The organism is Streptomyces sp. NPDC057249 (assembly GCF_042669245.1).
Lineage (GTDB): Bacteria > Actinomycetota > Actinomycetes > Streptomycetales > Streptomycetaceae > Streptomyces.
Genome location: NZ_JBHUXS010000002.1, coordinates 222,669 through 248,294, shown reverse-complemented (window position 1 = coordinate 248,294; position 25,626 = coordinate 222,669). Strand labels below are relative to the sequence as shown.

21 protein-coding genes are annotated in these 25,626 nt (G+C 74.3%); 12 read left to right on the top strand and 9 right to left on the bottom strand.

Features of this window, described 5'->3' with window-relative positions:
• Positions 1-39 precede the first annotated feature (39 nt).
• Positions 40-1,437 (top strand): UDP-N-acetylmuramate--L-alanine ligase, encoded by a 1,398-nt coding sequence (gene murC, locus ACFUJY_RS04775; RefSeq protein ID WP_383294531.1) that lies wholly within the window; start codon positions 40-42, stop codon positions 1,435-1,437.
• A 10-nt stretch (positions 1,438-1,447) separates the two neighbouring features.
• The gene (gene msrB, locus ACFUJY_RS04770) at positions 1,448-1,852 is read left to right on the top strand and encodes a peptide-methionine (R)-S-oxide reductase MsrB (RefSeq protein ID WP_018100678.1); all 405 of its coding nucleotides are present in this window, start codon (positions 1,448-1,450) and stop codon (positions 1,850-1,852) included.
• A gap of 15 nt (positions 1,853-1,867) precedes the next feature.
• Here the strand turns inward: msrB and ACFUJY_RS04765 are convergent, their stop codons facing one another.
• The gene (locus ACFUJY_RS04765) at positions 1,868-4,318 is read right to left on the bottom strand and encodes a GTPase-associated protein 1-related protein (protein ID WP_383294526.1); all 2,451 of its coding nucleotides are present in this window, start codon (positions 4,316-4,318) and stop codon (positions 1,868-1,870) included.
• A gap of 338 nt (positions 4,319-4,656) precedes the next feature.
• Positions 4,657-5,277: an L-threonylcarbamoyladenylate synthase gene (locus ACFUJY_RS04760; RefSeq protein ID WP_383294523.1), complete on the bottom strand. Its 621-nt coding sequence runs from the start codon at positions 5,275-5,277 to the stop codon at positions 4,657-4,659.
• Between the two features lie 235 nt (positions 5,278-5,512).
• Between ACFUJY_RS04760 and ACFUJY_RS04755 the strand changes: the two genes are divergently transcribed.
• From ACFUJY_RS04755 to ACFUJY_RS04740, 4 genes are all read left to right on the top strand, one after another.
• Positions 5,513-5,959 (top strand): MarR family winged helix-turn-helix transcriptional regulator, encoded by a 447-nt coding sequence (locus tag ACFUJY_RS04755; protein ID WP_383294520.1) that lies wholly within the window; start codon positions 5,513-5,515, stop codon positions 5,957-5,959.
• Positions 5,960-6,194: 235 nt separating this feature from the next.
• Positions 6,195-7,223, top strand: a complete 1,029-nt coding sequence (gene tdh, locus ACFUJY_RS04750) for an L-threonine 3-dehydrogenase (RefSeq protein WP_383294517.1) — start codon at positions 6,195-6,197, stop codon at positions 7,221-7,223.
• Between the two features lie 40 nt (positions 7,224-7,263).
• Positions 7,264-8,457 carry a glycine C-acetyltransferase gene (locus ACFUJY_RS04745; protein WP_383294514.1) on the top strand — a complete coding sequence of 398 codons (1,194 nt, stop codon included), beginning with the start codon at positions 7,264-7,266 and terminating at the stop codon, positions 8,455-8,457.
• Positions 8,458-8,515: 58 nt separating this feature from the next.
• Positions 8,516-9,415, top strand: coding sequence for a LysR substrate-binding domain-containing protein (locus tag ACFUJY_RS04740; RefSeq protein ID WP_383294511.1), 900 nt, complete (start codon positions 8,516-8,518; stop codon positions 9,413-9,415).
• A gap of 20 nt (positions 9,416-9,435) precedes the next feature.
• Here ACFUJY_RS04740 and ACFUJY_RS04735 read toward each other — a convergent pair whose 3' ends face one another.
• Positions 9,436-9,996 carry a hypothetical protein gene (locus tag ACFUJY_RS04735; RefSeq protein WP_383294508.1) on the bottom strand — a complete coding sequence of 187 codons (561 nt, stop codon included), beginning with the start codon at positions 9,994-9,996 and terminating at the stop codon, positions 9,436-9,438.
• A 59-nt stretch (positions 9,997-10,055) separates the two neighbouring features.
• Complete coding sequence (locus ACFUJY_RS04730; RefSeq protein WP_383294505.1) at positions 10,056-10,442, bottom strand: VOC family protein; 387 nt, start codon at positions 10,440-10,442, stop codon at positions 10,056-10,058.
• A 60-nt stretch (positions 10,443-10,502) separates the two neighbouring features.
• Between ACFUJY_RS04730 and ACFUJY_RS04725 the strand changes: the two genes are divergently transcribed.
• Entirely contained in the window at positions 10,503-11,135 is a 633-nt protein-coding gene (locus ACFUJY_RS04725; RefSeq protein ID WP_383294502.1) for a nucleoside/nucleotide kinase family protein, read from the top strand.
• Between the two features lie 68 nt (positions 11,136-11,203).
• A complete protein-coding gene (locus ACFUJY_RS04720; protein WP_383294499.1) occupies positions 11,204-12,331 on the top strand; it encodes a M24 family metallopeptidase in 1,128 nt (375 codons plus the stop codon).
• Between the two features lie 15 nt (positions 12,332-12,346).
• Here ACFUJY_RS04720 and treZ read toward each other — a convergent pair whose 3' ends face one another.
• Together treZ and ACFUJY_RS04710 are read right to left on the bottom strand one after the other, a co-directional pair.
• The gene (gene treZ / locus ACFUJY_RS04715; RefSeq protein ID WP_383294496.1) at positions 12,347-14,107 is read right to left on the bottom strand and encodes a malto-oligosyltrehalose trehalohydrolase; all 1,761 of its coding nucleotides are present in this window, start codon (positions 14,105-14,107) and stop codon (positions 12,347-12,349) included.
• A gap of 66 nt (positions 14,108-14,173) precedes the next feature.
• Positions 14,174-15,130: a GNAT family N-acetyltransferase gene (locus ACFUJY_RS04710; RefSeq protein WP_383294494.1), complete on the bottom strand. Its 957-nt coding sequence runs from the start codon at positions 15,128-15,130 to the stop codon at positions 14,174-14,176.
• A gap of 174 nt (positions 15,131-15,304) precedes the next feature.
• On the opposite strand from ACFUJY_RS04710, the gene ACFUJY_RS04705 reads away from it, so the two are divergent.
• The gene (locus ACFUJY_RS04705; protein WP_383294491.1) at positions 15,305-15,871 is read left to right on the top strand and encodes an FHA domain-containing protein; all 567 of its coding nucleotides are present in this window, start codon (positions 15,305-15,307) and stop codon (positions 15,869-15,871) included.
• Positions 15,872-15,879: 8 nt separating this feature from the next.
• Here the strand turns inward: ACFUJY_RS04705 and lpdA are convergent, their stop codons facing one another.
• Positions 15,880-17,301 carry a dihydrolipoyl dehydrogenase gene (gene lpdA, locus ACFUJY_RS04700; RefSeq protein ID WP_383294488.1) on the bottom strand — a complete coding sequence of 474 codons (1,422 nt, stop codon included), beginning with the start codon at positions 17,299-17,301 and terminating at the stop codon, positions 15,880-15,882.
• 88 nt (positions 17,302-17,389) lie between these two features.
• Between lpdA and ACFUJY_RS04695 the strand changes: the two genes are divergently transcribed.
• Together ACFUJY_RS04695 and ACFUJY_RS04690 are read left to right on the top strand one after the other, a co-directional pair.
• Positions 17,390-18,295, top strand: coding sequence for a LysR substrate-binding domain-containing protein (locus tag ACFUJY_RS04695; protein WP_383294486.1), 906 nt, complete (start codon positions 17,390-17,392; stop codon positions 18,293-18,295).
• Between the two features lie 95 nt (positions 18,296-18,390).
• Positions 18,391-19,383 (top strand): cytochrome P450, encoded by a 993-nt coding sequence (locus ACFUJY_RS04690; protein WP_383294483.1) that lies wholly within the window; start codon positions 18,391-18,393, stop codon positions 19,381-19,383.
• A 13-nt stretch (positions 19,384-19,396) separates the two neighbouring features.
• Here the strand turns inward: ACFUJY_RS04690 and treY are convergent, their stop codons facing one another.
• Complete coding sequence (treY, locus tag ACFUJY_RS04685) at positions 19,397-21,763, bottom strand: malto-oligosyltrehalose synthase (protein WP_383294480.1); 2,367 nt, start codon at positions 21,761-21,763, stop codon at positions 19,397-19,399.
• Positions 21,764-21,854: 91 nt separating this feature from the next.
• Positions 21,855-24,023 carry a glycogen debranching protein GlgX gene (gene glgX / locus ACFUJY_RS04680; RefSeq protein ID WP_383294477.1) on the bottom strand — a complete coding sequence of 723 codons (2,169 nt, stop codon included), beginning with the start codon at positions 24,021-24,023 and terminating at the stop codon, positions 21,855-21,857.
• Between the two features lie 363 nt (positions 24,024-24,386).
• On the opposite strand from glgX, the gene ACFUJY_RS04675 reads away from it, so the two are divergent.
• Entirely contained in the window at positions 24,387-25,619 is a 1,233-nt protein-coding gene (locus tag ACFUJY_RS04675) for an SAV2148 family HEPN domain-containing protein (RefSeq protein WP_383294474.1), read from the top strand.
• Positions 25,620-25,626 lie beyond the last annotated feature (7 nt).

The window sequence follows — 25,626 nt, the reverse complement described above, 5'->3', positions numbered from 1 at the left end:
CTGGGAGCCCTTACCCGTACGCACCTGGGAGAGACACGTATGGCACCCGGCATCCCCGCCGCCATGGAACGACCCCACTTCATCGGCATCGGCGGCGCCGGAATGTCGGGCATCGCCAAGATCCTCGCCCAGCGCGGCGCGAAGGTCGCGGGCAGCGACGCCAAGGAGTCCCCCACGGCCGAGGCGCTGCGCGCGCTGGGAGCGACCGTCCACATCGGGCACGCCGCCGGGCACCTGGCCGACGACGCCAGCTGCGTGGTCGTCTCCAGCGCCATCCGCGCCGACAATCCGGAGCTGGTGCGCGCCGGGGAGCTGTCCGTCCCCGTCGTGCACCGCTCCGACGCACTGGCCTCGCTGATGGGCGGGCTGCGCTCCATCGCGGTCGCCGGCACCCACGGCAAGACCACCACCACCTCGATGCTGGCCGTCGCCCTGCGCGAGCTGGACCTCGACCCCTCGTACGCCATCGGCGGCGACCTGGCGGGCCCGGGCACCAACGCCACGCACGGCGAGGGCGACATCTTCGTCGCCGAGGCGGACGAAAGCGACCGCAGCTTCCAGAAGTACGACCCCGACGTCGCGATCGTCCTCAACGTCGAGCTGGACCACCACGCGAACTACGCCTCGATGGACGAGATCTACGAGTCCTTCGAGACCTTCGCCGGGAAGATCGTCCCCGAGGGCACGCTCGTCGTCTCCGCCGACCAGTCCGGCGCCGTCGAGCTGACCCGCCGGGTCCGCGCGGCCCTGCCCGCGCTCACCGTCGTCACGTACGGCGAGGCCGAGACCGCCGACGTGCGCGTCCACAAGATCACCCCGCGCGGCCTGACCAGCGAGGTCACGGTGGTCCTGGGCGGCAAGTTCCTCACCTTCACCGTCTCCGTGCCCGGCCGGCACTACGCGCTCAACGCGGTCGCCGCCCTCGCCGCCGGGATCGCCCTCGGCATCCCCGCCCACAACCTCGCCTCGGCCCTCGGCAACTACACCGGGGTCAAGCGCCGCCTCCAGCTCAAGGGCGAGGCGGCCGGCGTCCAGGTCATCGACAGCTACGCCCACCACCCCACCGAGATGACCGCCGACCTGGAGGCCATGCGCGGCGCCGCGTCCGACGCCCGCCTCCTCGTCGTCTTCCAGCCGCACCTGTTCTCCCGCACCCAGGAGCTCGGCACCGAGATGGGCCAGGCCCTCGCACTCGCCGACGCCTCCGTGGTCCTGGACATCTACCCGGCCCGCGAGGACCCGGTCCCCGGCGTCACCAGCGCCCTGATCATCGACGCCGCGACCGCCGCGGGCGCCGACGTCACCGCCGTCCACGACAAGGACCGGGTCCCCGGGGTCATCGCGGGAATGGCGAAGCCCGGCGACCTCGTTCTCACCATGGGAGCGGGCGACGTCACCGACCTCGGCCCGCTGATCCTGGACCACCTGTCGAGCTGAAGGAGCCACCGTGACGTACGACGTCGAGAAGCCGGACGAACAGTGGCGGGAGGAGCTCACCGCCGCCGAGTACGCGGTGCTGCGCAAGGCCGGCACCGAGCCCGCGTTCGTCGGTGAGTACACGGACACCAAGACCGAGGGCGTCTACTCCTGCCGGGCCTGCGGCGCGGAGCTGTTCCGGTCCGACACCAAGTTCGAGTCGCACTGCGGCTGGCCGTCCTTCTACGACCCGAAGGACACCGACGCGGTCGAGCTGATCCAGGACCGCAGCCACGGCATGGTCCGCACCGAGGTCCGGTGCGCGCGCTGCGGCTCGCACCTGGGCCACGTCTTCGAGGGCGAGGGCTACCCGACCCCGACGGACCAGCGCTACTGCATCAACTCGATCTCGCTGCGGCTGACACCGGACGCCTGATCCCAACGGCGGAACTCAGCCCCGCCGCACCCGTCCCGCGATGCGGCGGCCCAGGCGCCCCAGGGTGCGGCGGTCGCGGCGGTTCCAGTCGCGGAAGGCGTCCGCCCGGCCGCTGCTGCCCGAGCGGCCGACCGCGTCCTCGACCGCCGCGACCCGGTCGCCGGGCAGCCCCCGCACCACCGGGCGCAGCACCTCGTCGAGGAGCCCGGCGGCGGCCTCGGTCCACACCTCACCGGCGTGCGGGTGAGCCGTCCACACGGTGAAGCAGTCGGCCGCGTAGGCCGGATCGGCCGCCAGCCGGGCCCGGACGCCGTCACCGCGTGCGGTCCGGGCGTAGGCGGCGATCAGGTCCGCGTCCCCGCTCTGCACGAGGGCGTACAGCTCCTCGTCGGGCCGCTCCGGCGCCAGCAGCCGCCCGGCCACCGCGTCGCACGCCTGCCCGAGCACGCCCGGCTCCACGGGCTCCGCCTCCGCGCGCAGCGCCCGCACCCGCTCGGCCCAGCCGGGCTCGGCCGCGCCCGAGCGCACCTCGCGGGCGAACTCCAGGAGCTGGAGCGCCGCGCGCACCCGGCCCCCGGTCTCCCGCGGGAAGCCGCGCAGCAGGTCGTGGGCCAGCTCCGGGGCCGCCCCGTCGCCGGCGCCGGCCGCGAGCGCGGCGGCCACCAGGACCGACCAGGTGCCGGCCGCCCGGTGCGCGTCCGAGGTCGCCGCCTCCAGCAGCTGCCGGGCCTCGGCGGCCGTCGGCGCCTCCTCGTCCCACACCAGGCCCACCCCCGTCCGCAGTACCAGCGGCTCCGCGAACGGCGACACCCCGCCGGCCCGCAGAATCCGCTGGAGCGTCGCGACCCGGTCGTCGCCGCAGTCGGCCCTGGCCTCCGGCGCCCCGGCGCACATCCGCAGGTGCGGCAGCGCCTGCGTGCCGGTGAACGGCAGCGGCACCCGGCCCAGCAGCCGCGCCACCCCCGCCGGATGGTCCGGCGCGATCCGGTCGAGCGCGCCGAGCAGCGCCGTACGCACATCGAACTGCTCGTCCATCAGTTCGAGGAGGGCCGGTGCCCAGCCCGGTGCGCCCTCCTCGCCGCCCGTCAGCAGCGCGGGGGCCAGCCGGTCCACCACGGAGGGCAGCAACGCGGCGCAGTCCACCCCGAGCAGCCGGGCCACCCGCAGCAGCTGCACCGTACGGGCCACGTCCAGGCCGACGCCCGCACCGCCCAGCTCGGTCACGATCTCCGGCCCGAGCACGCCGGCGACGGCCGCGCCCTCGGGGCCGCTGAAGGCGGTGCGGCCGGGCAGTTCCAGCGAGCCGTTGCCGCCGCGCACCGCCTCCGTCACCAGCATCGCGGCGAGCGGGGCGGTGGTGGTCGCGGGGGAGCGGCCGTCGAGCGCGGCGAACAGCCGCCCGGCGGCGTCGAATTCGGGACCGGAGCGGTCGTCCGTGCCGGGCGAGGTCAGCGCCTCGACCAGCCGGCGGGTCCGGGCCCCGTCCAGGGCGTACGGCCGCTCGGCGGCCCAGTCGGCCGCCGCCGCGCGCTCCTCGGTGCCGAGCGGTATGCCGGCGCACAGGGCCGTCACCGCCAGCGGCCCCGCCGCGAACGGCTCCCCGGGCAGCGCGGCCGCCTCCCGGAACAGCTCCGGTGCCCGGCCGCGCCAGACGCGGGCCGCCGTCTCGGCCCAGGTGTCGCCGGCGGGCCCCGCCGGGCGCGGGCCGGTGCACATGTGCACGCTCAGCCCGGAGCCGGCCAGCTCCTCGGCGTCCTCGGGCAGCACCCCGACCACCCGTTGCGCCGCCTCGCGCGGGCGGCGGGTGTACGTGGTGAAGGTCAGGTGTTCGGCGAGCCCGTCCGGCAGGGCGAGTCCGGCGAGCGCGATCCACCGGGCGACGTCCGCGCTCTGCCGCTCGACGAGGACGACCCGTTCCGGTCCGTCCGGTCCGTGCAGGCGGCGCAGGTCGGACAGCACACCGGCGAGCCAGGGCCCCCGGGAGACGGCGAAGTCGTTGAGCGCCTCGCGCTCGCGGGCCTCGTGGCCGGCCGGGGCGGACAGCGCGGCGAGCGGGTCGGGCAGCGGGCGCTCCGGAGTGGCGGCGGCCCAGCGGGCGGACCGGCAGGCGGTGAGGGGCAGGGTCCCCTCCGGCAGCCGGGTGCCGGAGGGGAGGTGGACCGCGTGGGCGTGGAAACGGACGGCGGAGGTCCGGGGGGAGCGCACCGGGACGGTCCGGGCCAGCAGCCCGCTGCCGTCGGAGAGCAGGCTGAAGCTGTACGTCTCGGGCAGGGCGCGCAGGGCGGTGTCCGTGAGCCGGTCCGGGGTGCCGCCCGGCGCCTCGTACGCCAGCAGCGGTCCCGCCTCGGTCAGCACGGACGCGGGTATCGAGGCGTCGACCGAGGTGAAGCGGGCGGGGGCCGGTCCGTCCTCGCCGGTTCCGTCCCCGTCCACCGCTGAGGTGTAGTGCAACTGCGCGAGGCTCATGCGTCGGCTCTCTTCGTCCCTGCCTGAAGATCCCCTGCCACCCGCACCCGCCCTCGCGGTGGCAGCGCCGTCCCGGCAGAGAGCGGCGACCCCGGCGGGGAGTGCTCCGCAGTCGCTGGGGCGACGCTATCAAGGAGCGACACGCCCTTGTGCCTCTGCGACCGGATGCCCGTGGGGCCGGGACGGCGGACGGGCATCCGGTCGCGTGGCCGAGCTGACGATGTCACCGGGGCGGGAGGCGGTCCTGGAGGCGAACGGCCTCGCGTTCCACGACAGTTCGCGCCCCTTCGAGACCGGCCCCGCACCCCGGGTGGCGAGGTCGCGGGGGCCGGGTCCGGCTACTCGAAGCGTGAGATGTCGCCGGCTCCCCGGCGTACGATCTCCAGCTCACCGCCCGAGAAGTCGATGACGGTCGTCGGCTCCGTACCGCAGTCGCCGGAGTCGATGACGATGTCCACCTCGTGGTCCAGGCGTTCCTTGATCTCCCAGCCCTGGGTGAGGGGTTCGGCCTCGTCGGGCAGCAACAGCGTGCTGGAGAGCAGCGGTTCGCCCAGCTCGCCCAGGAGCGCCTGCACGACCGGGTGGTCCGGGATGCGGACGCCGACGGTCTTCTTCTTGGGGTGCAGCAGCTGGCGCGGCACCTCCTTCGTGGCAGGCAGAATGAAGGTGTACTGGCCGGGCGTCGACGCCTTGACCGTACGGAACACGTCGTTGTCGATGTGCACGAACTGCCCGAGCTGGGCGAAGTTCTGGCACATCAGCGTGAAGTGGTGGCGGTCGTCGAGGTCGCGGATCGACCGGATGCGGGCCAGGCCGTCCCGGCTGCCGAGCTGACACCCGAGTGCGTAGCAGGAGTCCGTCGGATACGCGACGAGCGCTCCGGAGCGGATGCTTTCGGCCACGTTGGTGATGGTGCGCTGCTGGGGGTTTTCGGGGTGTACGTCGAAATACTTCGCCATCCGGCGAGTCTACGGCCGGGCGGGCGAACGGTTCCCGTCACGGCGGATTGTCCGGACCGCAGGCGGGAAGGACAACCGGTTCGAGTGGCGGACGCCGTTCAAACCTGCCCGGCCCCGCGTGGCAGAGTATGCATCATGCATGATACGTGCATCGTGCACACATTCCGTGGTATATGTGTACAGAGAGGTCGCCGTCCCGGTGGGGGAGGCGTACCGCAGTCGTAGGGAGCCGTGCGTGGACATGCCTGTGGACCGGATCGAGTTCGAGACGATGCTGCTCGGCCGGCACATGAGCCTGCTCACCCCGCGCGGCGACGGGCGGCTCGACCGGAGCGCGTACATCCTCCTCAGCCGCATCCGGGCCCAGGGCCCGATGTCGATCGGCCAGCTGCACGAGGCCTTCGGGCTCGACACCTCGACGCTGAACCGGCAGACCGCCGCGATGCTCCGGGCCGGCGTGGTCGACCGCATCGCCGACCCGGACGGCGGGATCGCGCGCAAGTTCGTCATCACGGAGGAGGGCGAGCGCCGCCTCGACAAGGACCGGGCGGAGAACCGCGAGGGCCTGCGACGGGTCCTCGCCGCCTGGACCCCGGAGGAGGCCGCCCGCTTCGCGGACGACCTGGCCCGGCTCAACCGCGACATCGAACGCCTCGACGGCCGGCCCTGGCCGCGCGACTGAGCCGTACGGCGGAACCGCGTGCGCGGTGTGAAGCCAAGCTGCGGGCCCGCTTAAGAAAACCTCGATGGACCTGGGGCGCGGGGTACGGCAGATTTCTCCGTGACGGCGGAGGATGGTGCGCGGCAGCCGGTGCGAGCGCGCTGCCATGCCGTCCCTCTCATCTTTCCCCGGGCCGCAGGCTTCCTCAGGCATGCCCCGGTCCGGGGAGCTCAACGCCGTACAGGGAGCCGCAGCCGTGAAGGCACTCGTGAAGCAGAAGGCCGAGCCCGGACTCTGGCTGATGGACGTCCCCGAGCCCGAGACCGGCCCCGGCGACGTACTGATCAAGGTCCTGCGCACCGGCATCTGCGGGACCGACCTGCACATCCGGAACTACGACGGCTGGGCGCAGCAGGCCATCAGCACCCCGCTCGTCCTCGGCCACGAGTTCGTGGGCGAGGTCGCCGCGATCGGCGCGGACGTGGTCGACATCGCCGTCGGCGACCTGGTCAGCGGCGAGGGCCACCTCGTCTGCGGCAAGTGCCGCAACTGCCTGGCCGGCCGCCGCCACCTCTGCCGCTCCACGCTGGGCCTGGGCGTCGGCCGCGACGGCGCCTTCGCCGAGTACGTCGCGCTGCCCGCGTCCAACGTGTGGGTGCACCGGGTCCCGGTCGACCTCGACGTCGCCGCGATCTTCGACCCGTTCGGCAACGCCGTGCACACCGCGCTGTCCTTCCCGCTGGTCGGCGAGGACGTCCTGATCACCGGCGCGGGGCCGATCGGCATCATGGCCGCCGCCGTCGCCAAGCACGCCGGCGCCCGCAACGTCGTCATCACCGACGTCAGCGAGGCCCGCCTGGAACTGGCCCGCAAGGTCGGCGTCAGCCTGGCGCTCAACGTCGCCGGTTCGACCATCGCCGACGGCCAGAAGGAACTGGGCCTGCGCGAGGGCTTCGACATCGGCCTGGAGATGTCCGGCCGCCCCGAGGCGATGCGCGACATGATCGCCAACATGACGCACGGCGGCCGGATCGCCATGCTCGGACTCCCCGCCGAGGAGTTCGCCGTCGACTGGGCCCGGATCGTCACCTCGATGATCACGATCAAGGGCATCTACGGCCGCGAGATGTACGAGACCTGGTACGCCATGTCCGTCCTGCTGGAGGGCGGTCTCGACCTCGCCCCCGTGATCACCGGCCGGTACGGCTACCGCGACTTCGAGGCGGCCTTCGACGACGCGGCGAGCGGGCGCGGCGGCAAGGTCATCCTCGACTGGACCGCTTGAGCCCTGTCCGTACCAGTCCCGACCCCTTAAGGAATCCGGCATGTTCGACTCCGTACGCGACGACCTGCGCACCACCCTCGAAGAGATCGAGGCGGCCGGGCTGCACAAGCCCGAGCGCGTCATCGGCACCCCGCAGTCCGCGACCGTGGCCGTCACCGCCGGGGGCCGCCCCGGCGAGGTGCTGAACTTCTGCGCCAACAACTACCTGGGCCTTGCCGACCACCCCGACGTGATCGCCGCCGCGCACGAGGCGCTGGACCGCTGGGGTTACGGCATGGCCTCGGTCCGCTTCATCTGCGGCACCCAGGAGGTCCACAAGGAGCTGGAGCAGCGGCTCTCCGCCTTCCTGGGCCAGGAGGACACGATCCTCTACTCCTCCTGCTTCGACGCCAACGGCGGCGTGTTCGAGACGATCCTCGGCGCCGAGGACGCGGTCATCTCCGACGCCCTCAACCACGCCTCGATCATCGACGGCATCCGCCTGTCCAAGGCCAAGCGCTTCCGCTACGCCAACCGGGACATGGCCGACCTGGAGACCCGGCTCAAGGAGGCGTCCGGGGCCCGGCGCCGCCTGATCGTCACCGACGGCGTCTTCTCCATGGACGGCTACGTCGCGCCGCTGCGCGAGATCTGCGACCTGGCCGAGCGCTACGACGCCATGGTCATGGTCGACGACTCGCACGCCGTCGGCTTCGTCGGCGCCGGCGGACGCGGTACGCCGGAGCTGCACGGGGTCATGGACCGCGTCGACATCATCACCGGCACCCTCGGCAAGGCGCTCGGCGGCGCGTCCGGCGGTTACGTCGCGGCCCGCGCCGAGATCGTCGCCCTGCTGCGCCAGCGCTCGCGTCCGTACCTCTTCTCCAACTCGCTCGCCCCGGTCATCGCCGCCGCCTCGCTCAAGGTCATCGACCTGCTGGAGTCCGCCGGCGAGCTGCGCGAGCGGCTCAACGCCAACACCGCGCTCTTCCGCACCCGGATGACCGAGGAGGGCTTCGACATCCTGCCCGGCGACCACGCCATCGCCCCCGTCATGATCGGGGACGCGGCGAAGGCAGGCCGGATGGCAGAGCTGCTCCTGGAGCGCGGTGTGTACGTGATCGGGTTCTCGTACCCGGTCGTCCCCCAGGGCGCGGCCCGCATCCGCGTCCAGCTCTCCGCGGCGCACTCCACGGACGACGTGAACCGCGCGGTGGACGCGTTCGTCGCGGCGCGCGCCGAGCTGGAGGGCTAGTCCCCGGCTGGTCGCGGGGGCGGTCAGGGCGCCCCCGCGACCTGGGACAATGGGTCGCATGATCGATGCCCGGCGGCTGCGTGTCCTGCGTGCCGTGGCGGACCACGGCACGGTGACCGCCGCGGCAGCCGCCCTGTACCTGACCCCGTCCGCCGTCTCCCAGCAGCTCGCCGCCCTGGAGCAGGAGACCGGCCACCGGCTGGTCGAACGCGGGTCGCGCGGGGCCAGGCTCACCCCGGCCGGCGAGATCCTGCTCACCCACACCAACGCGGTCCTGGCCCAGCTGGAGCGGGCGGAGGCCGAGCTCGCCGCGTACGGCTCGGGCGAGGCCGGTACGGTCACGGTCGCCGCGTTCGCCACCGGCATCGGCCTGGTGCTCGCCCCCGCCATCGCCGCGCTGAGCCGGACCGCCCCCGGCATCAAGGTCCGCGTCCAGGACGCCGAGGGCGACGCGAGCGTCCCCATGGTCCTGGACCGGCAGGTCGACGTCGCCGTCGCCGTCGAGTACCGGGGCGCCCCGGGCGAGGACGACCGCCGGCTCACCCGCGTCCCCCTCTACTCCGAACCGTTCGACGCGGTGCTCCCGGTGGACCACCGGCTGGCCGGCCAGGACCAGGTGGCCGTCGCCGAGCTGGCCAAGGACGCCTGGATCGGGCCCTACCCCGGCAACCCCTGCCACGACGTGGTGGTCCTGGCCTGCGAGTACGCCGGGTTCGCCCCGAACCTCGAACACTCCTCGGACGACTTCCACGCGGTCGTCGCCCTGGCCGGCGCCGCCGCCGGAGTGGCCCTGGTGCCGCGCACCGCCCTCCGGGGCATGCCGCTGACCGGCGTGGTGGTCCGCCCGGTGCGCGGGACCGCCCCGACCCGCCGGGTCTTCGCGGCGGTGCGCCGGGGCGCGGAGGCCCACCCGCTGATCGCCCCGGTCCTGGACGCGCTGGCGGGCGCGGCGGGCTGAGCGGGGCGGGGGCCGGCGCGCTACTCGTCGAGGAGCACCGGGAGGCCGGGGGCGAAGGCGCCGACCGCGGAGACCAGCGCGGGGCGGTCCAGGGTCCAGCCGTTGACCGCGCGGCACATCACGACGGGGACCACACCTTCGGGCAGGCCCGGCACACGGTCCCGCAGTTCGGGCCGTGAGAGGGCACCCCGCCCCGGTCCGGCCGGCGGGACCGCGTCCGGGCGGACGACCGCGCCGACCCAGGGCATGGCGCGGCCGGGGAAGCTCTGCCGCCACACGACGACCGCCGCGACGTCCGCCCACGGCACCCGCGCGGTCGTCGCCCGGTAACGGACGGGCGCCCCGCCGAGCAGCACGCCGTCCGCGTCGACGCGGAAGGCCGGCCTGCGGCCGAGGCATTCGAACGCGGTCAGGAGGGCGGCTCCGCCGAACACGACGACGCCCGCCCACCGCACCGGCGCGGGCACGTCCAGAACGAGCAGCAGCACCGCGAGGGCGACGGACCCGGCCCCGATGCCCACGGTCATGCGGGTCCAGCCGTACCGTTCCTCGTACACCACGGGCCCCCTGTCCGTCGCCATGGGGGGATGATGACAACCCGGGCGGCACATGTGAAGGGTGCCCGGCGGACGTGCTCGCGTCACGCCGGCTGGAGCAGGTCCCAGCGGTTGCCGTACAGGTCCTCGAAGACCGCGACCGTGCCGTACGCCTCGTGGCGCGGCTCCTCCGTGAAGCGCACCCCGGCCGCCGTCATCCGGGCGTGGTCGCCCGCGAAGTCCTCGGTGTGCAGGAAGAAGCCGACCCGGCCGCCGGTCTGCGCCCCGACGCTCGCCGCCTGCGCCTCGTCCGCGGCGCGCGCCAGCAGCAGCCCCGTGCTCCCGGTGCCCCGCGGGCGCACCACCACCCAGCGCGAGCCGTCGCCCCGGTCGGTGTCCTCCACCAGTTCGAAGCCCAGGGCGCCGGTATAGAAGGAAAGGGCTTCGTCGTAGTCGCGGACGACCAGCGTGACCAGGGCGATGTGCGGCATGGAACTCCTCGCGGCGCGGAAGGGGGACGGGACGCCGCCCCCGGACGCGACACTATCCGCATGGACCTCCCCGACCTCACCGCCCGCGCGCGCCGTCTCGCCCGCACCGGGCGACGTCGCGTCCTCGGCATCGCCGGGCCGCCCGGAGCCGGCAAGTCGACGCTGGCCGCGCGGATCACCGACGCGCTCGGCCCGCTCGCCGCCCTCGTCCCCATGGACGGCTTCCACCTCGCCGGGGCGGAGCTCGAACGGCTCGGCAGGGCCGGCCGCAAGGGCGCGCCCGACACCTTCGACGCGGCCGGGTACGCCGCCCTCCTGCGCCGGCTGCGCGCCCCCGAACCCGGGACCGTCGTCTACGCCCCCGCCTTCGACAGGTCCCTGGAGGAACCGGTCGCCGGGGCGATCCCGGTACCGCCGGACGTCCCCCTCGTCGTCACCGAGGGCAACTACCTGCTGTACGGGGAAGGGCCCTGGGCCCCGGTGCGCGGGCTGCTGGACGAGGCGTGGTACCTGGACCCGGACGACGCGGTACGCGTGCCCCGGCTCGTCGCGCGGCACGTGCGGTACGGGAAGACCCGGGCCGCCGCCGAGCGCTGGGTGGCCCGGTCCGACGAGGCCAACGCCCGGCTCGTCGCGGCCGGTCGCGACCGGGCCGACCTCGTCGTGCGGGAGGGTGCCGGCCCCCGCCCCTGACCCGCTCGCGTCCGCACCGGCGGCCGGGCAGGATGGGAGGGCCTTTCCGTGCCGTCAGGAGGACCCGCATGTCCACGAACCAGCCCGCGCCGTTCACCGCCGACGACTACCGGGCCAGGATGGCGCGGGCGGCCGAGAGCGCCGCCGCGGCCGGGCTCGCCGGGGTACTGGTCGCACCGGGGCCCGACATGGTCCACCTGACCGGCTACGCGCCGCCCGCCGACACCGAACGCCTCACCCTCCTCGTCCTCGCGGCGGACCGGGACCCCGTGCTCGTCGTGCCGACGCTGGAGGCACCGGACGCGGAGAAGGCCGTCGGCGCCCCCGCCCTGACCCTGCGCGACTGGACGGACGGCACGGACCCCTACGACGTCACCGCCCCGCTGCTGGACGAGCGGGGCCGCTACGGGATCAGCGACAACGCCTGGGCGATGCACCTCCTGGGCCTCCAGCGGCGGCTGCCCGGCAGCTCGTACGCGTCGCTCACCCGGGCGCTGCCGATGCTGCGCGCGGTGAAGGACGCCCACGAGCTGGCCCGGCTCGCCGCCGCCGGGGCCGCCGCCGACGCCGCCTACGAGGAGATCCTGAAGGTCCGCTTCTCGGGCCGGAAGGAGACCGACGTCGCCGCCGACCTGGCCCGGCTGCTCACCGAGCACGGGCACTCCCAGGTCGACTTCACCGTGGTCGGCTCCGGCCCCAACGGCGCCAACCCGCACCACGAGGCGGGGGAACGCGTCATCGAGCACGGCGACATGGTCGTCCTCGACTTCGGCGGCCTCAAGCACGGCTACGGCTCCGACACCTCCCGCACCGTCCACGTCGGCGAACCCACCGCCGAGGAGCAGCGGGTCCACGACATCGTGCGCGAAGCGCAGCAGGCGGGCTGCGCGGCGGTGCGCCCCGGCGTCGCCTGCCAGGAGATCGACCGGGCCGCCCGCGCGGTGATCACCGAATTCGGTTACGGGGACCGCTTCATCCACCGCACCGGCCACGGCATCGGCGTCACCACCCACGAGCCGCCCTACATGATCGAGGGCGAGGAGCAGCCGCTCGTGCCGGGCATGTGCTTCTCGGTGGAGCCCGGCATCTATCTGCCGGGCCGGTTCGGCGTCCGCATCGAGGACATCGTGACCGTCACCGAGGACGGCGGGCGCCGCCTCAACGCCACCGCCCGAGAACTCGCGGTCGTGGAGTAGGAGCGGGGCCGCCGGTCAGTCGTCGGCGAGGACCACGCAGGACTCCGGCGGCAACCGCAGCGCCCCGTCCGGCCCCGGCGGCTCCACCGGCAGCCACGCGGCGAGCACCCGCCCCGGACCGCCCCGGTGCCGCCCGTTGCCCAGCGGGATCGCGGCCGGCCGGCCGTCGAGGTTGACCGCGATCCGCAGGTCGCCCCGGCGCACCGCGAGCCACCGCGCCCCGTCGTCGTACGCCGCCTTCACGCTCGCCAGGTCCGGGTCGCGCAGGTCCGGCAGGGTGCGGCGCAGGGCGATCAGCTCGCGGTACCAGGCGAGCAGCCGGGCGTGCGGCTCCCGGCCGGGCTCGTCCCAGTCCAGGCACGAGCGGGCCCGGGTGGCCGGGTCCTGCGGGTCCGGGATGTCCTCCTCCGCCCAGCCGTGCTGCCCGAACTCCCGCCGCCTGCCGGTCCGGACGGCCTCCGCCAGCTCCGGGTCCGTGTGGTCGGTGAAGAACTGCCACGGGGTGCGGGCGCCCCACTCCTCGCCCATGAACAGCATCGGCGTGAAGGGGCCGGTCAGCACGAGGGCCGCCGCGCAGGCCAGCAGCCCGGGGGAGAGGGAGGCGGCGAGCCGGTCGCCGAGGGCCCGGTTGCCGATCTGGTCGTGGGTCTGGGCGTAGCCCACGAAGCGGTGGGCGGCGCTGCGGGTGACGTCGACGGGGCGGCCGTGCGTACGGCCCCGGAAGCTGGAGTACGTGCCGTTGTGGAAGAACGCGCTCGTCATCGTCTTGGCGAGCCCGGCCAGCGGGGCGGCCGCGAAGTCCGCGTAGTAGCCCTGGGACTCGCCGGTGAGCGCGGTGTGCAGGCAGTGGTGGAAGTCGTCGTTCCACTGCGCGTGCAGCCCGAGCCCGCCCTCCGCGCGCGGGGTGGTGGTGCGCGGGTCGCACAGGTCGGACTCGGCGATCAGCGGCAGCGGGCGCCCCAGCTCGGCGGCGAGCGCGTCGGCCGCGGCGGACAGCTCCTCCAGGAAGGTCAGCGCCCGGGTGTCGGCCAGGGCGTGCACCGCGTCGAGCCGCAGCCCGTCGAGCCGGTAGTCCCGCAGCCAGGCGAGCGCGCTGCCCAGCAGGTACGCCCGCACCTCGTCGGAGCCCGGCGCGTCCAGGTTGACCGCCGCGCCCCAGGGGGTGTGGTGCGTCTCGGTGAAGTACGGGCCGAAGGCGGGGAGGTAGTTGCCGGACGGGCCCAGGTGGTTGTGGACGACGTCCAGGACGACGGCCAGCCCGAGGCCGTGCGCCGCGTCGACGAAGCGCTTGAGCCCTTCGGGCCCGCCGTACGGCTCGTGCACGGCCCACAGCGACACGCCTTCGTACCCCCAGCCGTGCACCCCGGGGAACGGGCAGACCGGCATCAGCGACACATGCGTGATGCCCAGCTCCGCGAGATGCCCGAGCCGGGCCGCCGCCGCGTCGAACGTGCCCTCGGCGGTGAAGGTCCCGATGTGCAGCTCGTACAGGACCGCGCCCGGCAGCGCGCGCCCCGGCCACTCGGAGCGCCAGGTGTACGCGTCGTGGTCGACCACCGCCGACTCACCGTCCGGGCCGTCCGGCTGACGGCGCGAACGGGGGTCGGGGCGCACCGGACCGCCGTCCAGGGCGAAGCCGTACCGGTCGCCGTCCGCGGCCTCCGCCTCGGCCGTCCACCAGCCGGGCCGGCCCGGATCGGGCTCCATGGGGTGCGGTTCGCCCGCCAGCCGCAGCACGGCCGACCCCGCATCGGGTGCCCATACCTCGAACAACATGCAGCACTCCCTCGCTCCCGGGGCCCGGTCGCCCCGGCCCATCGTGCTACGGCGGCGAGGCGGCCGTCAGCCGTCCCACACCATGTCGAAGGCCCGCTCGAAGTCGACGTAGCCCAGCCGGGCGAACGCCTTCGCCATCGGCACGTTGCCGAGGTCCGTCGCCGCCCGGATGCGCTCCACGCCCTCCTGCGCGGCCAGTATCCGCGTCCCCTCGGCGAGGATGTCGTCGATGAAGCCGTGGCCGCGGTGGGCGGGCAGCACACCGATGTACGCGATGATCGGGTTGTAGTCGTTACGGGCCGGGATCACGAAGCCCACCGGTTCGCCGTCCGGGAGCTCGGCGACGCGCCACCACTCCCGGGGCGTGGCGTACCCGGCCAGCTCCTCCTCGTAATGCTTCTCGGCGGCCTGGCGCGGCGTCAGGCCGGACGCCAGGTCCTGCCGCCCGTGCGCGTCGAGGGTGCCCTCCATCACCGGCGTCATCAGCGCGAGCAGGTCCTCGCGCCCCGCCACCGGCCGGAACCGCAGCCGCCCGCGCGCGGCCGGCACCGGGGTCCCCGCGCGCCACTCCAGGCGCAGCCGCTCCACGAGCATTCGGGCGCCGGTGCGCTCCATGATCCGGACCCGGGTCTCGACGGCCTCGCGCACCGCCGGGTCCTCGCGCCAGTCGGCCGGCACGAACCGCCCGTACTCGGGGCGCGGCGCCCCGGCGGGGACGACGGCGGCGGTCGCCGTCCCGACCAGCCGCAGCCCGGCCTCCTCGCGCTCGGCGAGCGGCAGCGTGTCGTCCAGGTCGAAGAAGTCGAGCAGCAGCGGCGCCGCGCCGTCCCTGCTCCACCAGGCGATCCGCGCCACCACCCGGTCACCGCACAGCGCCACCCACATCCATTCCGGGCGGCGCCGGCCCGTGGCGAGGTCGTCGGCCAGTTCGTGGTCGAGGACGTAGGGCAGTTCGAGGAAGAGCTTCAGCTCCTCGGGGCCGGTCAGCGGACGGATGGTCAGATCAAGCGGTGCGTCGGGCACTGGGCTCCCAAGGTGAAGGGGCGCGTCACGGTGGTCTCCGGACGGCGGCGGCCGACCCTAGCAACGTTCCGTACGGGCCGCCCCCGGTTATCCGCAGCGGTCCGGTGCAGGTCAGGAGGGCGGAAAGCGGGGTTCTTCTGGACACCCCGGGGCGGTCGGACCGACAATCGAGCCGTGACGTCCCCGTTCGAGTACCACACGCCCACCGCGCGCCTGTCCGACGCGCAGCGCGACCGTGTCCTCGGGGTCCTCAGGGAGGGCGCCGCCCAGGGCAAGCTCTCCCAGGACACCTTCATGCGGCGCATGGAGGTGGCGCTGACGACCAGCCGCCCCGAGGAGCTGGAAGCCCTCACCAAGGACCTGGAGCGCGAAGGCCGTTGGTCGCGGGGGCTGTTGCGTGTCGTCGGCGGGGTCTCCGGCTTTCCCGAGCGGGTCCGCCGGGCGTGGCGGGCGGAGCGGCTGCCCAAGCTGCTGCTGCCCGCCCCCAGCCCGCACCCCCTGCTCATCGGCCGCGATCCGGGCAACGGGCTGCGGCTCAGCCACGAGACCGTCTCCCGGATGCACGCGGAGCTGACCGCGCACGGCGACCGCTGGCTGCTGCGGGACCTCGGCTCGACCAACGGCACCTGCGTCAACGGCCAGCGCGTCACCGGGACGGTCCCGGTGCGCGAGGGGGACCAGGTGAGCTTCGGCCGCATGATGTTCCGCCTCTCTGCACCGGCGCTCCGGCCGCCCGCGTAGGGCCGCGCTCACGCCTGCTGGTGCAGCCCCCGGCCCGCCAGGGTGAGGAAGGATTCACCGATCGCCTCGGAGAGCGTGGGGTGCGGGTGGATGTGCTGGGCCACGTCGAAGGGTTCCGCGTCCCAGCCGACGATCAGCTGGGACTCGGCGATCATCTCCGAGACGTGCGGCCCGACCAGGTGCACGCCCAGCACCCGCCCGTCCCGCTCCGCGACCACCTTCACCATGCCGCCCTGCCCGTGCACCATGCCCTTGGCGACCGCGGTCAGCGGCATCGTGTTGACCACCACGTCGTGCCCCGCGTCGCGCGCCGCCGCCTCGGACAGCCCGACCGCCGCGGTCTGCGGCGCCGAGTACGTGACCCGGGGCACCGCGTCGTAGTCCACCGCCGCCGTACGCCGCCCCGCCAGGGCCTCCGCGACCGACAGCCCCTCCGCGAACGAGGCGTGGGCCAGCCCGAGGGACGGCGGCGGCAGCAGATCGCCGACCACGTGGATGCCCGGCACCCGGGTCTCCAGCCGCGACCAGTCCGCCGGTGCCACGTACCCCCGCCCGTCGGTGGCCAGTCCGGCGGCGGCGAGTCCGAGCCCGTCCGTCACCGGGACCCGGCCCACCGCCACCAGCAGCCGCCGGGCCTCGACGGTGCGGGTCTCCCCGCGCGGGGTGCGGAGCGTGGCCCGTACGCCGTCGTCGAGGAGCACGGTCTCCAGCAGCCGCGTCCCGGTCCGCACGTCGATGCCCCGCTTCTTCAGCCCCCGGGTCAGATGGCGCGACACATCGGCGTCCTCCAGCGGCACGAGCCGGTCGGCCGCCTCGACCAGCGTCACCCGCGCCCCCATCGACCGGTGCAGCGAGGCGTACTCGACCCCGATCGCGCCGCCGCCCAGCACCAGCACCGAATCCGGCAACCCGGGCGCGAACAGCGCGTCGTCACTGGTCACCACCCGCCGCCCGTCCGCCGCCGGGCCCGGCAGCGTCCGGGGCCGCGAGCCCGTCGCCAGCACGATGCCGCGCCGGGCGGCCACCACCCCGTACCCCTCGATCCGCACCGTGCGCGGTCCGGTCAACCGGGCGCTCCCGGCCACCACTTCCACGTTCGCGTGCGCCAAATGGGCCCGCACGCCCCGGTGGTTGCGGGCCACGATCTCGTCACGGGTGGCCACCAGGGCCGGCCAGTCCACCGACTCCAGCACCGCCTTCACCCCCCACCGCTCGCGTGCCTCCGCGATGCCGTCCACGAGTTCGGCCGCGTGCAGCATCGCCTTGCTCGGGATGCAGCCCCGGTGCAGACAGGTCCCGCCCACCTTGTCGCGCTCCGCGAGCACCACGCTCAGCCCGAGCCCGGCGGCCCGCAGCGCCGTCGAATACCCCCCGGTCCCGCCGCCGATGACGACGACGTCCGCTTCCTCCACCCGCTGCTCCTGTGTCATGGCCCCCACCCTCCGCCCGGTCCTTGCCATGAGTCCAAGGCAATGTTTGTGTGGTCTCCATGCACGGAGCTCATGTCAGGAGGGCGCGTTGAGCCTGCGGCAGATGGAGTACTTCGTCACCGTGGTCGAGGAGGCGTCCTTCACCCGGGCCGCCGAACAGCTCCACGTCACCCAGCCCGCGCTCTCCCACCAGATCAAGGCCCTGGAACGGGCCGTCGGCGGCCCCCTGCTCGAACGGCTGCCGCGCGGGGTGCGGCTCACCGCGATGGGCCGGGCCTTCCTGCCGCACGCCGAACGCTCCGTACGCAGCGCCGCCCAGGCCCGCCGCGCCGCGCGCGCCGCCGCCGGTGCGCGGGGCGGCGAACTCCACATCGCCACCGTCCACGCCATCGCCGTCGGCATCCTCCCGGACGTCTTCGCCCGCTGGCGTGCCGCCCACCCCGGCGTCGCCCTCGTCCTGCACGAGTACGCCACCACCGAGGCCCTGGAGGACCAGATCGAGCGGGGCACCGCCGACCTCGCCGTGGGCCCGCCGCCCGCCCGCTGGAGCGGCCCGGTCGTCCCCGTCGGCGCGGAGGACATCGTCCTCGTCGTCCCCTTCGACGACCCGCTCGCGGGCCGCGCCTCGGTCCGCCTCCAGGAACTCGCCGACCGCTTCTGGGTGCGCTGCGCCATGGAGGCCGTCGTGGAGGGGCGCCCCTTCCTCGACTGGGCGTGCGCCCGCGCCGGATTCAGCCCGCGTACGGCGGTGCGCACCGAGCACACCTCGACGGCGGTACGCATGGCGGCGGCCGGGGTCGGCGTCGCCACCGCCCCCGCCCACGTCGTCCGGGGCGCGGTCGGCGAGGACTGCGCCCTGCTCACCGTGGACCCGGCCTGGCGCCGCGAGCTGGCCGTCTTCTCCCGCGTCCCGCTGACCGGCGCGGCAGCCGCCTTCACCGACCTGCTGGCCGACATCCGGAACACCGGCGAGGCGGCCCCCCGTGTCACCTGAACGGCCGCGCGCCGACTGCGACGCGACCGTTCAGGTGATGCCCTGAGGAGGACCGCGCCGTCCACCGGCGTACCGACTCTCCCGGGGGAACCGCCATGCAGGCAGACGCGCCCCGAGACATACCCGCCCCGACCACCTCGCCCGAGCCGCACGCCCACGCCACCCGGGCCCGGTCCCGCAGGACCGGCCGGCCCCGCACCGGGCCGAGCCTCCTCGCGCGCGGCGCGGCCCGCGACCCGTACCGCTTCTACCGGATGCTGCGCGAGCAGTACCCGCTCAGCTACGACGCGCCGCTCGGCGCCTGGCTGGTCAGCCGGTACGACGATGTGACCGCCGCGCTCACCGACCCCCGGTTCACCGGCTTCCCGCAGGACGGGGCGCCCCGGGGCGGGCCCGCGCCGCTCGGCCTGTGCCACGGCAGCCCGCGCTGTCTGCCCGCCGACCGCTACACCGTGGTGACCGGCACGGTCCCGGACCGGCTCGCCGAGCGCGTGGAGCGCACCGCCTTCGTGCTCGCCCGGCGGATCGCCCGCAGCCCCCGGGCCGACCTGGTCGAGGAGTTCTGCCGCTGGCTGCCCGCCGCGCCGGCCGGGGACGGGCCCTGCGCCCGGGACACCGCCCTGCGCCGGACCGTGCTCGCCTCGCTCCTCGCCAACCTGCTGGACGACCCCGACCTGCTGGCCGCCCTGCGCATCGAACCCGCGCTCACCGGCCGGGCCTGGACGGAGTCGCTGCGCCGCGACCCGCCGGTCCAGGTCGTCCTGCGCCGCACGGTCGCCGAGGTCACCCTCAGCGGCGGCACCCTCCCCGCGCGGGCGCCCGTCGCCTGCCTCGTCGGCGCCGCCGCGCGCGACCCCGGGCGGTTCGCGGCCCCGGACACCTTCGATCCGTTCCGCCCGGACCAGGACCGCACCCTCACCGGCCCGGCGGGCTGCCCGGCTGTGGCGCTCAGCCGCCTGGAGGCCGAACAGGGCCTGCGCGCCCTGCTCGACGCGATGCCGCGGCTCCGCTGGGCGGAGGGCTTCCGCCCGGCCGCCACGGGCCTGCTGACCCGGGGCCCGCGCTCCCTCCTCGTCCGGCCGGGCTGAGCCAGGGCGGCCCTCACCCCCGCACGAGCAACGCCACCGGCCGGTCCGCGAACAGCTCCGCCGCCTCCGCCGTGCCGCCCGTGAACGCGCGGCCCGGCGTGAGGAGGTCCCGCCACACGCCCTCGTCGGGCAGCGCCAGCCGGGTGCCGCGCCAGCCGCCCGACTCCGCGAGCCGCAGCGAGAGCCGGGTCACCGCCGTGACGACCTCGCCGGAGCGGCAGAAGGCCACGCAGTGCGAGGCCGCCGGGCCCGAGGCGCGCAGCGGGGCGTACGTGCCCGACTCGCCGAAGACCGCGGGCCGCTCCCGCCGCAGCCGCAGCGCCGCCTTCGTCAGCTCGGCCTTCTCGTCGGCGGGCGCGTCCGGTGACGGCTCCCGGAACGGCCGCCGGTTGTCCGGGTCGACGAGGGCCAGATACGTGCGCTCGGTGCCCTGGTAGAGATCCGGCACCCCCGGCATCGTCAGGTGCACCAGCGCCGCGCCCAGCGACTGCGCCCGCACGTGCGCGGCGAGCGGGGCGGCGAACTCCTCCACGAGGGACCGCACCGGGCCGGTGTCCGCGGCCGGCCCGGCGGCCACGAAGTCCGACGCCATCCGCTCGTACACCGGATCGGGCTCCGTCCAGCTGGTGAACAGGCCCGACTCGCGCACCGCCTTCAGCAGCGCCGGCTCCAGCCGCGCCGCCCGCTCGCCGGCCGGGATGCCCGCGCAGCCGACCGCCGTCTGCCACGCCTGCCAGGCCAGCTGCGGATCGGGCGCGGCCTGGGCGGACCGCCCGAGCCCCGCCACCAGTCCCGCCCACCGCCCGGGGCACTGCGACAGCACCGCGATGCCCGCCCGCACATCGGCGCTGCGCTTCGTGTCATGGGTCGTCAGCGCGGTCCCGGTGGCGGGCCAGTCGCGCGCCAGCCGGGTGCAGAAGGCGTGGAAGTCCTCCGGCTCGACCGCCGGGTGCCCCGGATCGCCGCCCACCTCGTTGGCCGAGATCAACGGCAGGTACCGGTAGTACGCGGTGTCCTCGACCGCCTTCGCCCGCAGCGCGGACGACGTCTGCGCGAACCGGGCGCAGAACGCCGCCCGGTCGGCGCCGCCGCCCAGCCGCCCGAGCGCCAGGTCCCGCACCACGTCGACGGCCGAGGCCTCGTCCCGTACCGCGAACACCGCCTTGGCATCGCTCACCGTCGTCGCGTCGAGCGTCGCCTCGGCCGCTTCGGAGCAGGGGCCGCCCGCCGTCACGTACGGGCGGTAGACCGGGACGCGGACCAGCAGCTCGCGCACGGCGGTGCGCAGCGCCCAGGGGGCGTGGTCGCGCAGCGCGGGGTCGCCGGCGCAGATCCGGGAGGCGAGGCGGGTCAGCAGCTCGGTCTCCGCCGCCAGTTCATGGGTGACGACGCGGTACGCGGCCCGGCGCACGGTCGCCGTCCAGTAACCGCCCCGGTCGCCGGCCGGGGACGCGGACTCGCGGTAGTGGCCCAGCAGCTCGGCGGCGCCCTGCGGGTCGGTGAAGAGCCCGTCGACGCGGTACAGCGCGTCGTAGCCCGTGGTCCCGGCGACGGCCCAGCCGGCCGGCAGCCGCTCGGAGCCGGTGAGGATCTTCTCCACCACCGTCCACACCCCGCCGCTCGCCTCGGAGAGCCGTTCCAGATAGCCGGCCGGGTCGGCGAGACCGTCCGGGTGGTCGATCCGCAGACCGTCGACCACCCCGTCCCGGACCAGTTCGAGGATCTTGCCGTGGGTGGCGGCGAAGACCTCCGGGTCCTCCACCCGCACCCCGATCAGGTCCGCGATGGTGAAGAACCGCCGGTAGTTCAGCTCGGTACGGGCCAGCCGCCACCAGCCGAGCCGGTAGTGCTGGGCGTCCAGCAGTTCCGGGAGCGGGAGGCGGGCGGTGCCGGCCCGGAGCGGGAACTCCTGCTCGCCGTAGCGCAGCACCTCGCCGTCGACCCGCATCCGCTCCATCTCGTCGCCGATCCGGCCGCCCAGCACCGGCAGCAGCATCCGCCCGTCGCCGGCCGCCCAGTCGATGTCGAACCAGCGGGCGTACCGGGACTCCGGCCCCTCGCGCAGCACCTCGCGCAGGGCGTGGTTGTGGACGGGGTCGGCCGCCATGTGGTTGGGCACGATGTCCAGGACCAGGCCGAGCCCGTGCTCCCGCGCGGTGCCCGCCAGCCGCCGCAGCCCCTCCTCGCCGCCCAGCTCGGCCCGTACCCGGCTGTGGTCGGTGACGTCGTAGCCGTGCCGGGAGCCCGGCACCGCTTCCAGGACCGGGGAGAGGTGCAGATGGGAGACGCCGAGCGAGGCGAGGTACGGCACGGCGTCCTCGGCGGCGCGGAACGGGAACTCCGGCTGGAGCTGGAGGCGGTACGTGGCGGTGGGCGTCATGGAACCCTTCGTACCCACATCAAGGCCGCCTGTGTCACCCCGCCCGGCACAAGGGCACGACGGGGTGACGCCGGCGGCCCCGCGCGACCGGTCAGGCCGGCCGTTGCAGCACCACCATGCTCCGGCCCACCAGCGTCACCCGATCGCCCGCCGCCACCTTCGGCCCGGCCCCGGGCAGCACCCCGGCCGGGCGCGCGGTGTCCACGACGGCGTGCCACTGCCGGCCGTGGTTGACGGGCACGGCGAATTCCAGGGTCTCCGCGCTCGCGTTGAACATCAGCAGGAACGAGTCGTCGGAGATCCGCTCCCCGCGCGGCCCCGGCTCCGAGATGGCGTGTCCGTTCAGGAACACCGTCAGGGCCTTCGCGTGGGCGGCCTGCCAGTCCCGCTGGGTCATCTCCTGACCCTCGGGGGTGAACCAGGCGATGTCGGAGAGCTCGTCGTGCGTGCCCTCCACCGGGCGGCCGTGGAAGAACCTGCGGCGGCGGAAGACCGGGTGGTCGCGGCGGAGCCACACCATCGCCCGGGTGAATTCGAGCAGGCTCATGCCCCGCTCCGCGCCGTCCGGCTCGACGTCCTCGTCCTCGCCGTCCTCGCCCACCGCGGCGGCCGGCTCGGGCCAGTGCACCCACGCCAGCTCGTTGTCCTGGCAGTAGGCGTTGTTGTTGCCCTGCTGGGTCCGCCCGAACTCGTCGCCGTGACTGAGCATCGGCACGCCCTGCGACAGCATCAGCGTCGCGATGAAGTTGCGCATCTGACGCTCGCGCAGCTCCAGCACCTCGGCCCGGTCCGTCTCGCCCTCGGCGCCGCAGTTCCACGACCGGTTGTGGCTCTCGCCGTCCCGGTTGCCCTCGCCGTTGGCCTCGTTGTGCTTGTCGTTGTACGAGACCAGGTCGTGCAGGGTGAAGCCGTCGTGGCAGGTGGTGAAGTTGATCGAGGCGAGCGGGCGCCGCCCGTCGTCCTGGTACAGGTCCGACGACCCGGTCAGCCGGCCGGCGAACTCGGCCAGGGTCCGGGGCTCGCCCCGCCACAGGTCCCGGACCGTGTCGCGGTACTTGCCGTTCCACTCGGTCCACAGCGGCGGGAAGTTCCCCACCTGGTAGCCGCCCTCGCCCACGTCCCACGGCTCGGCGATCAGCTTCACCTGGCTCACCACCGGGTCCTGCTGCACCAGGTCGAAGAACGACGACAGCCGGTCCACCTCGTGGAACTGCCGGGCCAGCGTGGCCGCCAGGTCGAAGCGGAAGCCGTCCACATGCATCTCGGTCACCCAGTACCGCAGCGAGTCCATGATCATCTGGAGCACGTGCGGCGACCGCATGAGCAGCGAGTTCCCGGTGCCCGTGGTGTCCATGTAGTACCGCTGGTCGTCGGTCAGCCGGTAGTACGAGGCGTTGTCCAACCCCCGGAAGGAGAGCGTGGGCCCGAGGTGGTTGCCCTCGGCGGTGTGGTTGTAGACCACGTCGAGGATGACCTCGATGCCCGCCTGGTGCAGCGCCCGCACGGCCTGCTTGAACTCCAGGACCTGCTCGCCCCGGTCGCCCCAGGAGGCGTACGCGTTGTGCGGGGCGAAGAAACCGATCGTGTTGTAGCCCCAGTAGTTGGCGAGCCCCGCGTCCGCGAGCCGGTGGTCCTGGACGAACTGGTGCACCGGCATCAGCTCGATCGCCGTGACCCCCAGCTCGGTGAGGTGGGCGATGATCTCCGGGTGCGCCAGCCCGGCGTACGTGCCGCGCAGCTCCTTGGGGAGCCCCGGATGGAGCATCGTCAGGCCCTTCACATGGGCCTCGTAGATCACCGTGCGGTGGTAGTCCGTACGGGGGCGCCGGTCGTCGCCCCAGTCGAAGTACGGGTTCACCACGACCGACGTCATGGTGTGCGGGGCGGAGTCGAGGTCGTTGCGCGCGTCGGGCTTCCCGAACGGGTAGCCGTAGACCGCCTCGCCCCACTTGATCCGGCCGGACACCGCGCGGGCGTACGGGTCCAGGAGCAGCTTGGCGGAGTTGCACCGAATGCCCCGCTGCGGTTCGTACGGGCCGTGCACGCGGAATCCGTAGCGCTGACCGGGCATCACCCCGGGCAGGTACGCGTGCCGGACGAACGCGTCGGTCTCTCTCAGCTCCACCGCCGTCTCGGAACCGTCGTCGTGCAGCAGGCACAACTCGATTCGGTGGGCGGCCTCCGAGAAGACCGCGAAATTGGTCCCGGCGCCGTCGTACGTGGCACCGAGCGGATACGCCTGTCCCGGCCACACCTGCATGGATTCGACTCTTCCCGTCCTGCCGCGGTCGCCCTGGGGAACGCGGGCCGCCTCTCCCCGGGCCAGATCTTCCCCGAAAGAGCGCCCCTTACCTAGGACGTCGGCCCGTCGGTCAACCTCGTGCCTCTCCGTGTCGCCCGGAACCGGCCTCCGATCGCTCCCCGCCGGCGGCCGTCCGGTCCGCGGCCCCCGCTGGGGTGTTTAATCCCTATGAATCCGCTCACTCCCGTCGAACCGGCCGACCGGAACAGGTTTGATTCGATGGGGAGTTGGTAAAGGAGCCTGCGCATCCGGCTGCACCGGCTCCCGCTCCCGGAGTACCCTTCCTTGATCGTTGGTGGGGGAGTGGAAGGCGGTGCGTGGGTGAGCTCGGGAGGGTTCGAGCTGCCCCCGGGTGACGCGGGTCACGAGGGGGACGTGGCCGAGGTCCCGCCCGGGGCGGTCTCGCTGGCACAGCCCCTGGAGATCGGTGCGGAGCTGGACTGGGACGCCGACGCCTGGAGCGAGGTGCGCACGCGCGCCCAGCGGGCCGGGCGCGCCTACATCTGGCTGAATCTCGTCGAACAGCGGCTGCGCGCCGTCGTCGCGGCGGTGCTCCGGCCGATCTACGAGCCCGTCCACGGCGAGGACTGGGTGGTGGCCGCCGCCGGGCCCGCCGGCCAGGAGTGGGTGCAGCGCGCGGTCGCCGTGCGCGAGGTCTCCCGCCGCAAGGGCTATCTGCTCGACCCGGCCGACGACAACGTCCTCAGCTTCCTCACGCTGCCCCAGCTCCGCGAGCTGATGGTCCAGCACTGGCCCTGTTTCGAGCCGTACTTCGACGACCGCCGCGATGTCGAACTGGCGCTCGACGAGCTGGAGGTCGCCCGCAACGTCGTCTCCCGCAACCGCGCGCTCAACGAGGCGGTGCTCGCCCAGGCCGAACGGGCCTCCGCCCGGCTCCTGGAGATGCTGGGCAGCGGCGCGGGCGTGCCCTCCGCGGACCGGCTCCCGGTCGACGCCGTCGAGGAGCTGGTCGGCGACCGGTACGCCGACGTGGTCTCCGTCCACTCCGACCGGGTGCGCCTCCAGCGCCAGCTGCCCGCCGAGGACCTGTTCGGCGACGCCCGCCGGCTCGACGCGATCGGCATCGGGCTCAACCTCCTGGTGCAGAACTTCTCCGGACGCCGGCTCATCCGGCTCGCCGAGTCGGGCTGCCGGATACGGCTGCTCTTCATCAACCCGGCCAGCAGCGCGGTCAAGCGCCGCGAACGGGAGCTCGGCCTGAAGAAGGGCGAGCTGAGCCGGTCCGTCGAGATGAACATCCTGCACACGCGCCGGGTGCGCGCCAAGCTCCGCGACCCGGACGCCTTCCAGATCCACGTCTTCGACGAGACCCCGCGCTTCACGGCCTACCTGGTGGACGGCGACGGGGCCGACGCGGTCGGGGTCGTCCAGACCTATCTGCGCCGGGCGCGCGGCATGGAGGCACCGGTGCTGGTGCTGCGCGGCGGCGGGCGTGCGGTGGTCCGGGCCGGGCAGGGGTACGAACACGGGCTGTTCGAGACGTACCGCGAGGAGTTCGAGTCGGTGTGGAGCGACTCCCGGCCGGTCTCCTGAGCGGCGT

Coding starts and splice junctions, on each gene's coding strand:
- murC (WP_383294531.1), top strand. CDS start 40: ATGGCACCCGGCATCCCCGCCGCCATGGAACGACCCCACTTCATCGGC.
- ACFUJY_RS04735 (WP_383294508.1), bottom strand. CDS start 9,996: ATGGCGACGGACAGGGGGCCCGTGGTGTACGAGGAACGGTACGGCTGG.
- treY (WP_383294480.1), bottom strand. CDS start 21,763: ATGACGCCCACCGCCACGTACCGCCTCCAGCTCCAGCCGGAGTTCCCG.
- lpdA (WP_383294488.1), bottom strand. CDS start 17,301: ATGACACAGGAGCAGCGGGTGGAGGAAGCGGACGTCGTCGTCATCGGC.
- ACFUJY_RS04725 (WP_383294502.1), top strand. CDS start 10,503: ATGGACCTCCCCGACCTCACCGCCCGCGCGCGCCGTCTCGCCCGCACC.
- ACFUJY_RS04720 (WP_383294499.1), top strand. CDS start 11,204: ATGTCCACGAACCAGCCCGCGCCGTTCACCGCCGACGACTACCGGGCC.
- treZ (WP_383294496.1), bottom strand. CDS start 14,107: ATGTTGTTCGAGGTATGGGCACCCGATGCGGGGTCGGCCGTGCTGCGG.
- ACFUJY_RS04740 (WP_383294511.1), top strand. CDS start 8,516: ATGATCGATGCCCGGCGGCTGCGTGTCCTGCGTGCCGTGGCGGACCAC.
- glgX (WP_383294477.1), bottom strand. CDS start 24,023: ATGCAGGTGTGGCCGGGACAGGCGTATCCGCTCGGTGCCACGTACGAC.
- ACFUJY_RS04760 (WP_383294523.1), bottom strand. CDS start 5,277: ATGGCGAAGTATTTCGACGTACACCCCGAAAACCCCCAGCAGCGCACC.
- ACFUJY_RS04690 (WP_383294483.1), top strand. CDS start 18,391: ATGCAGGCAGACGCGCCCCGAGACATACCCGCCCCGACCACCTCGCCC.
- ACFUJY_RS04765 (WP_383294526.1), bottom strand. CDS start 4,318: ATGAGCCTCGCGCAGTTGCACTACACCTCAGCGGTGGACGGGGACGGA.
- ACFUJY_RS04730 (WP_383294505.1), bottom strand. CDS start 10,442: ATGCCGCACATCGCCCTGGTCACGCTGGTCGTCCGCGACTACGACGAA.
- ACFUJY_RS04745 (WP_383294514.1), top strand. CDS start 7,264: ATGTTCGACTCCGTACGCGACGACCTGCGCACCACCCTCGAAGAGATC.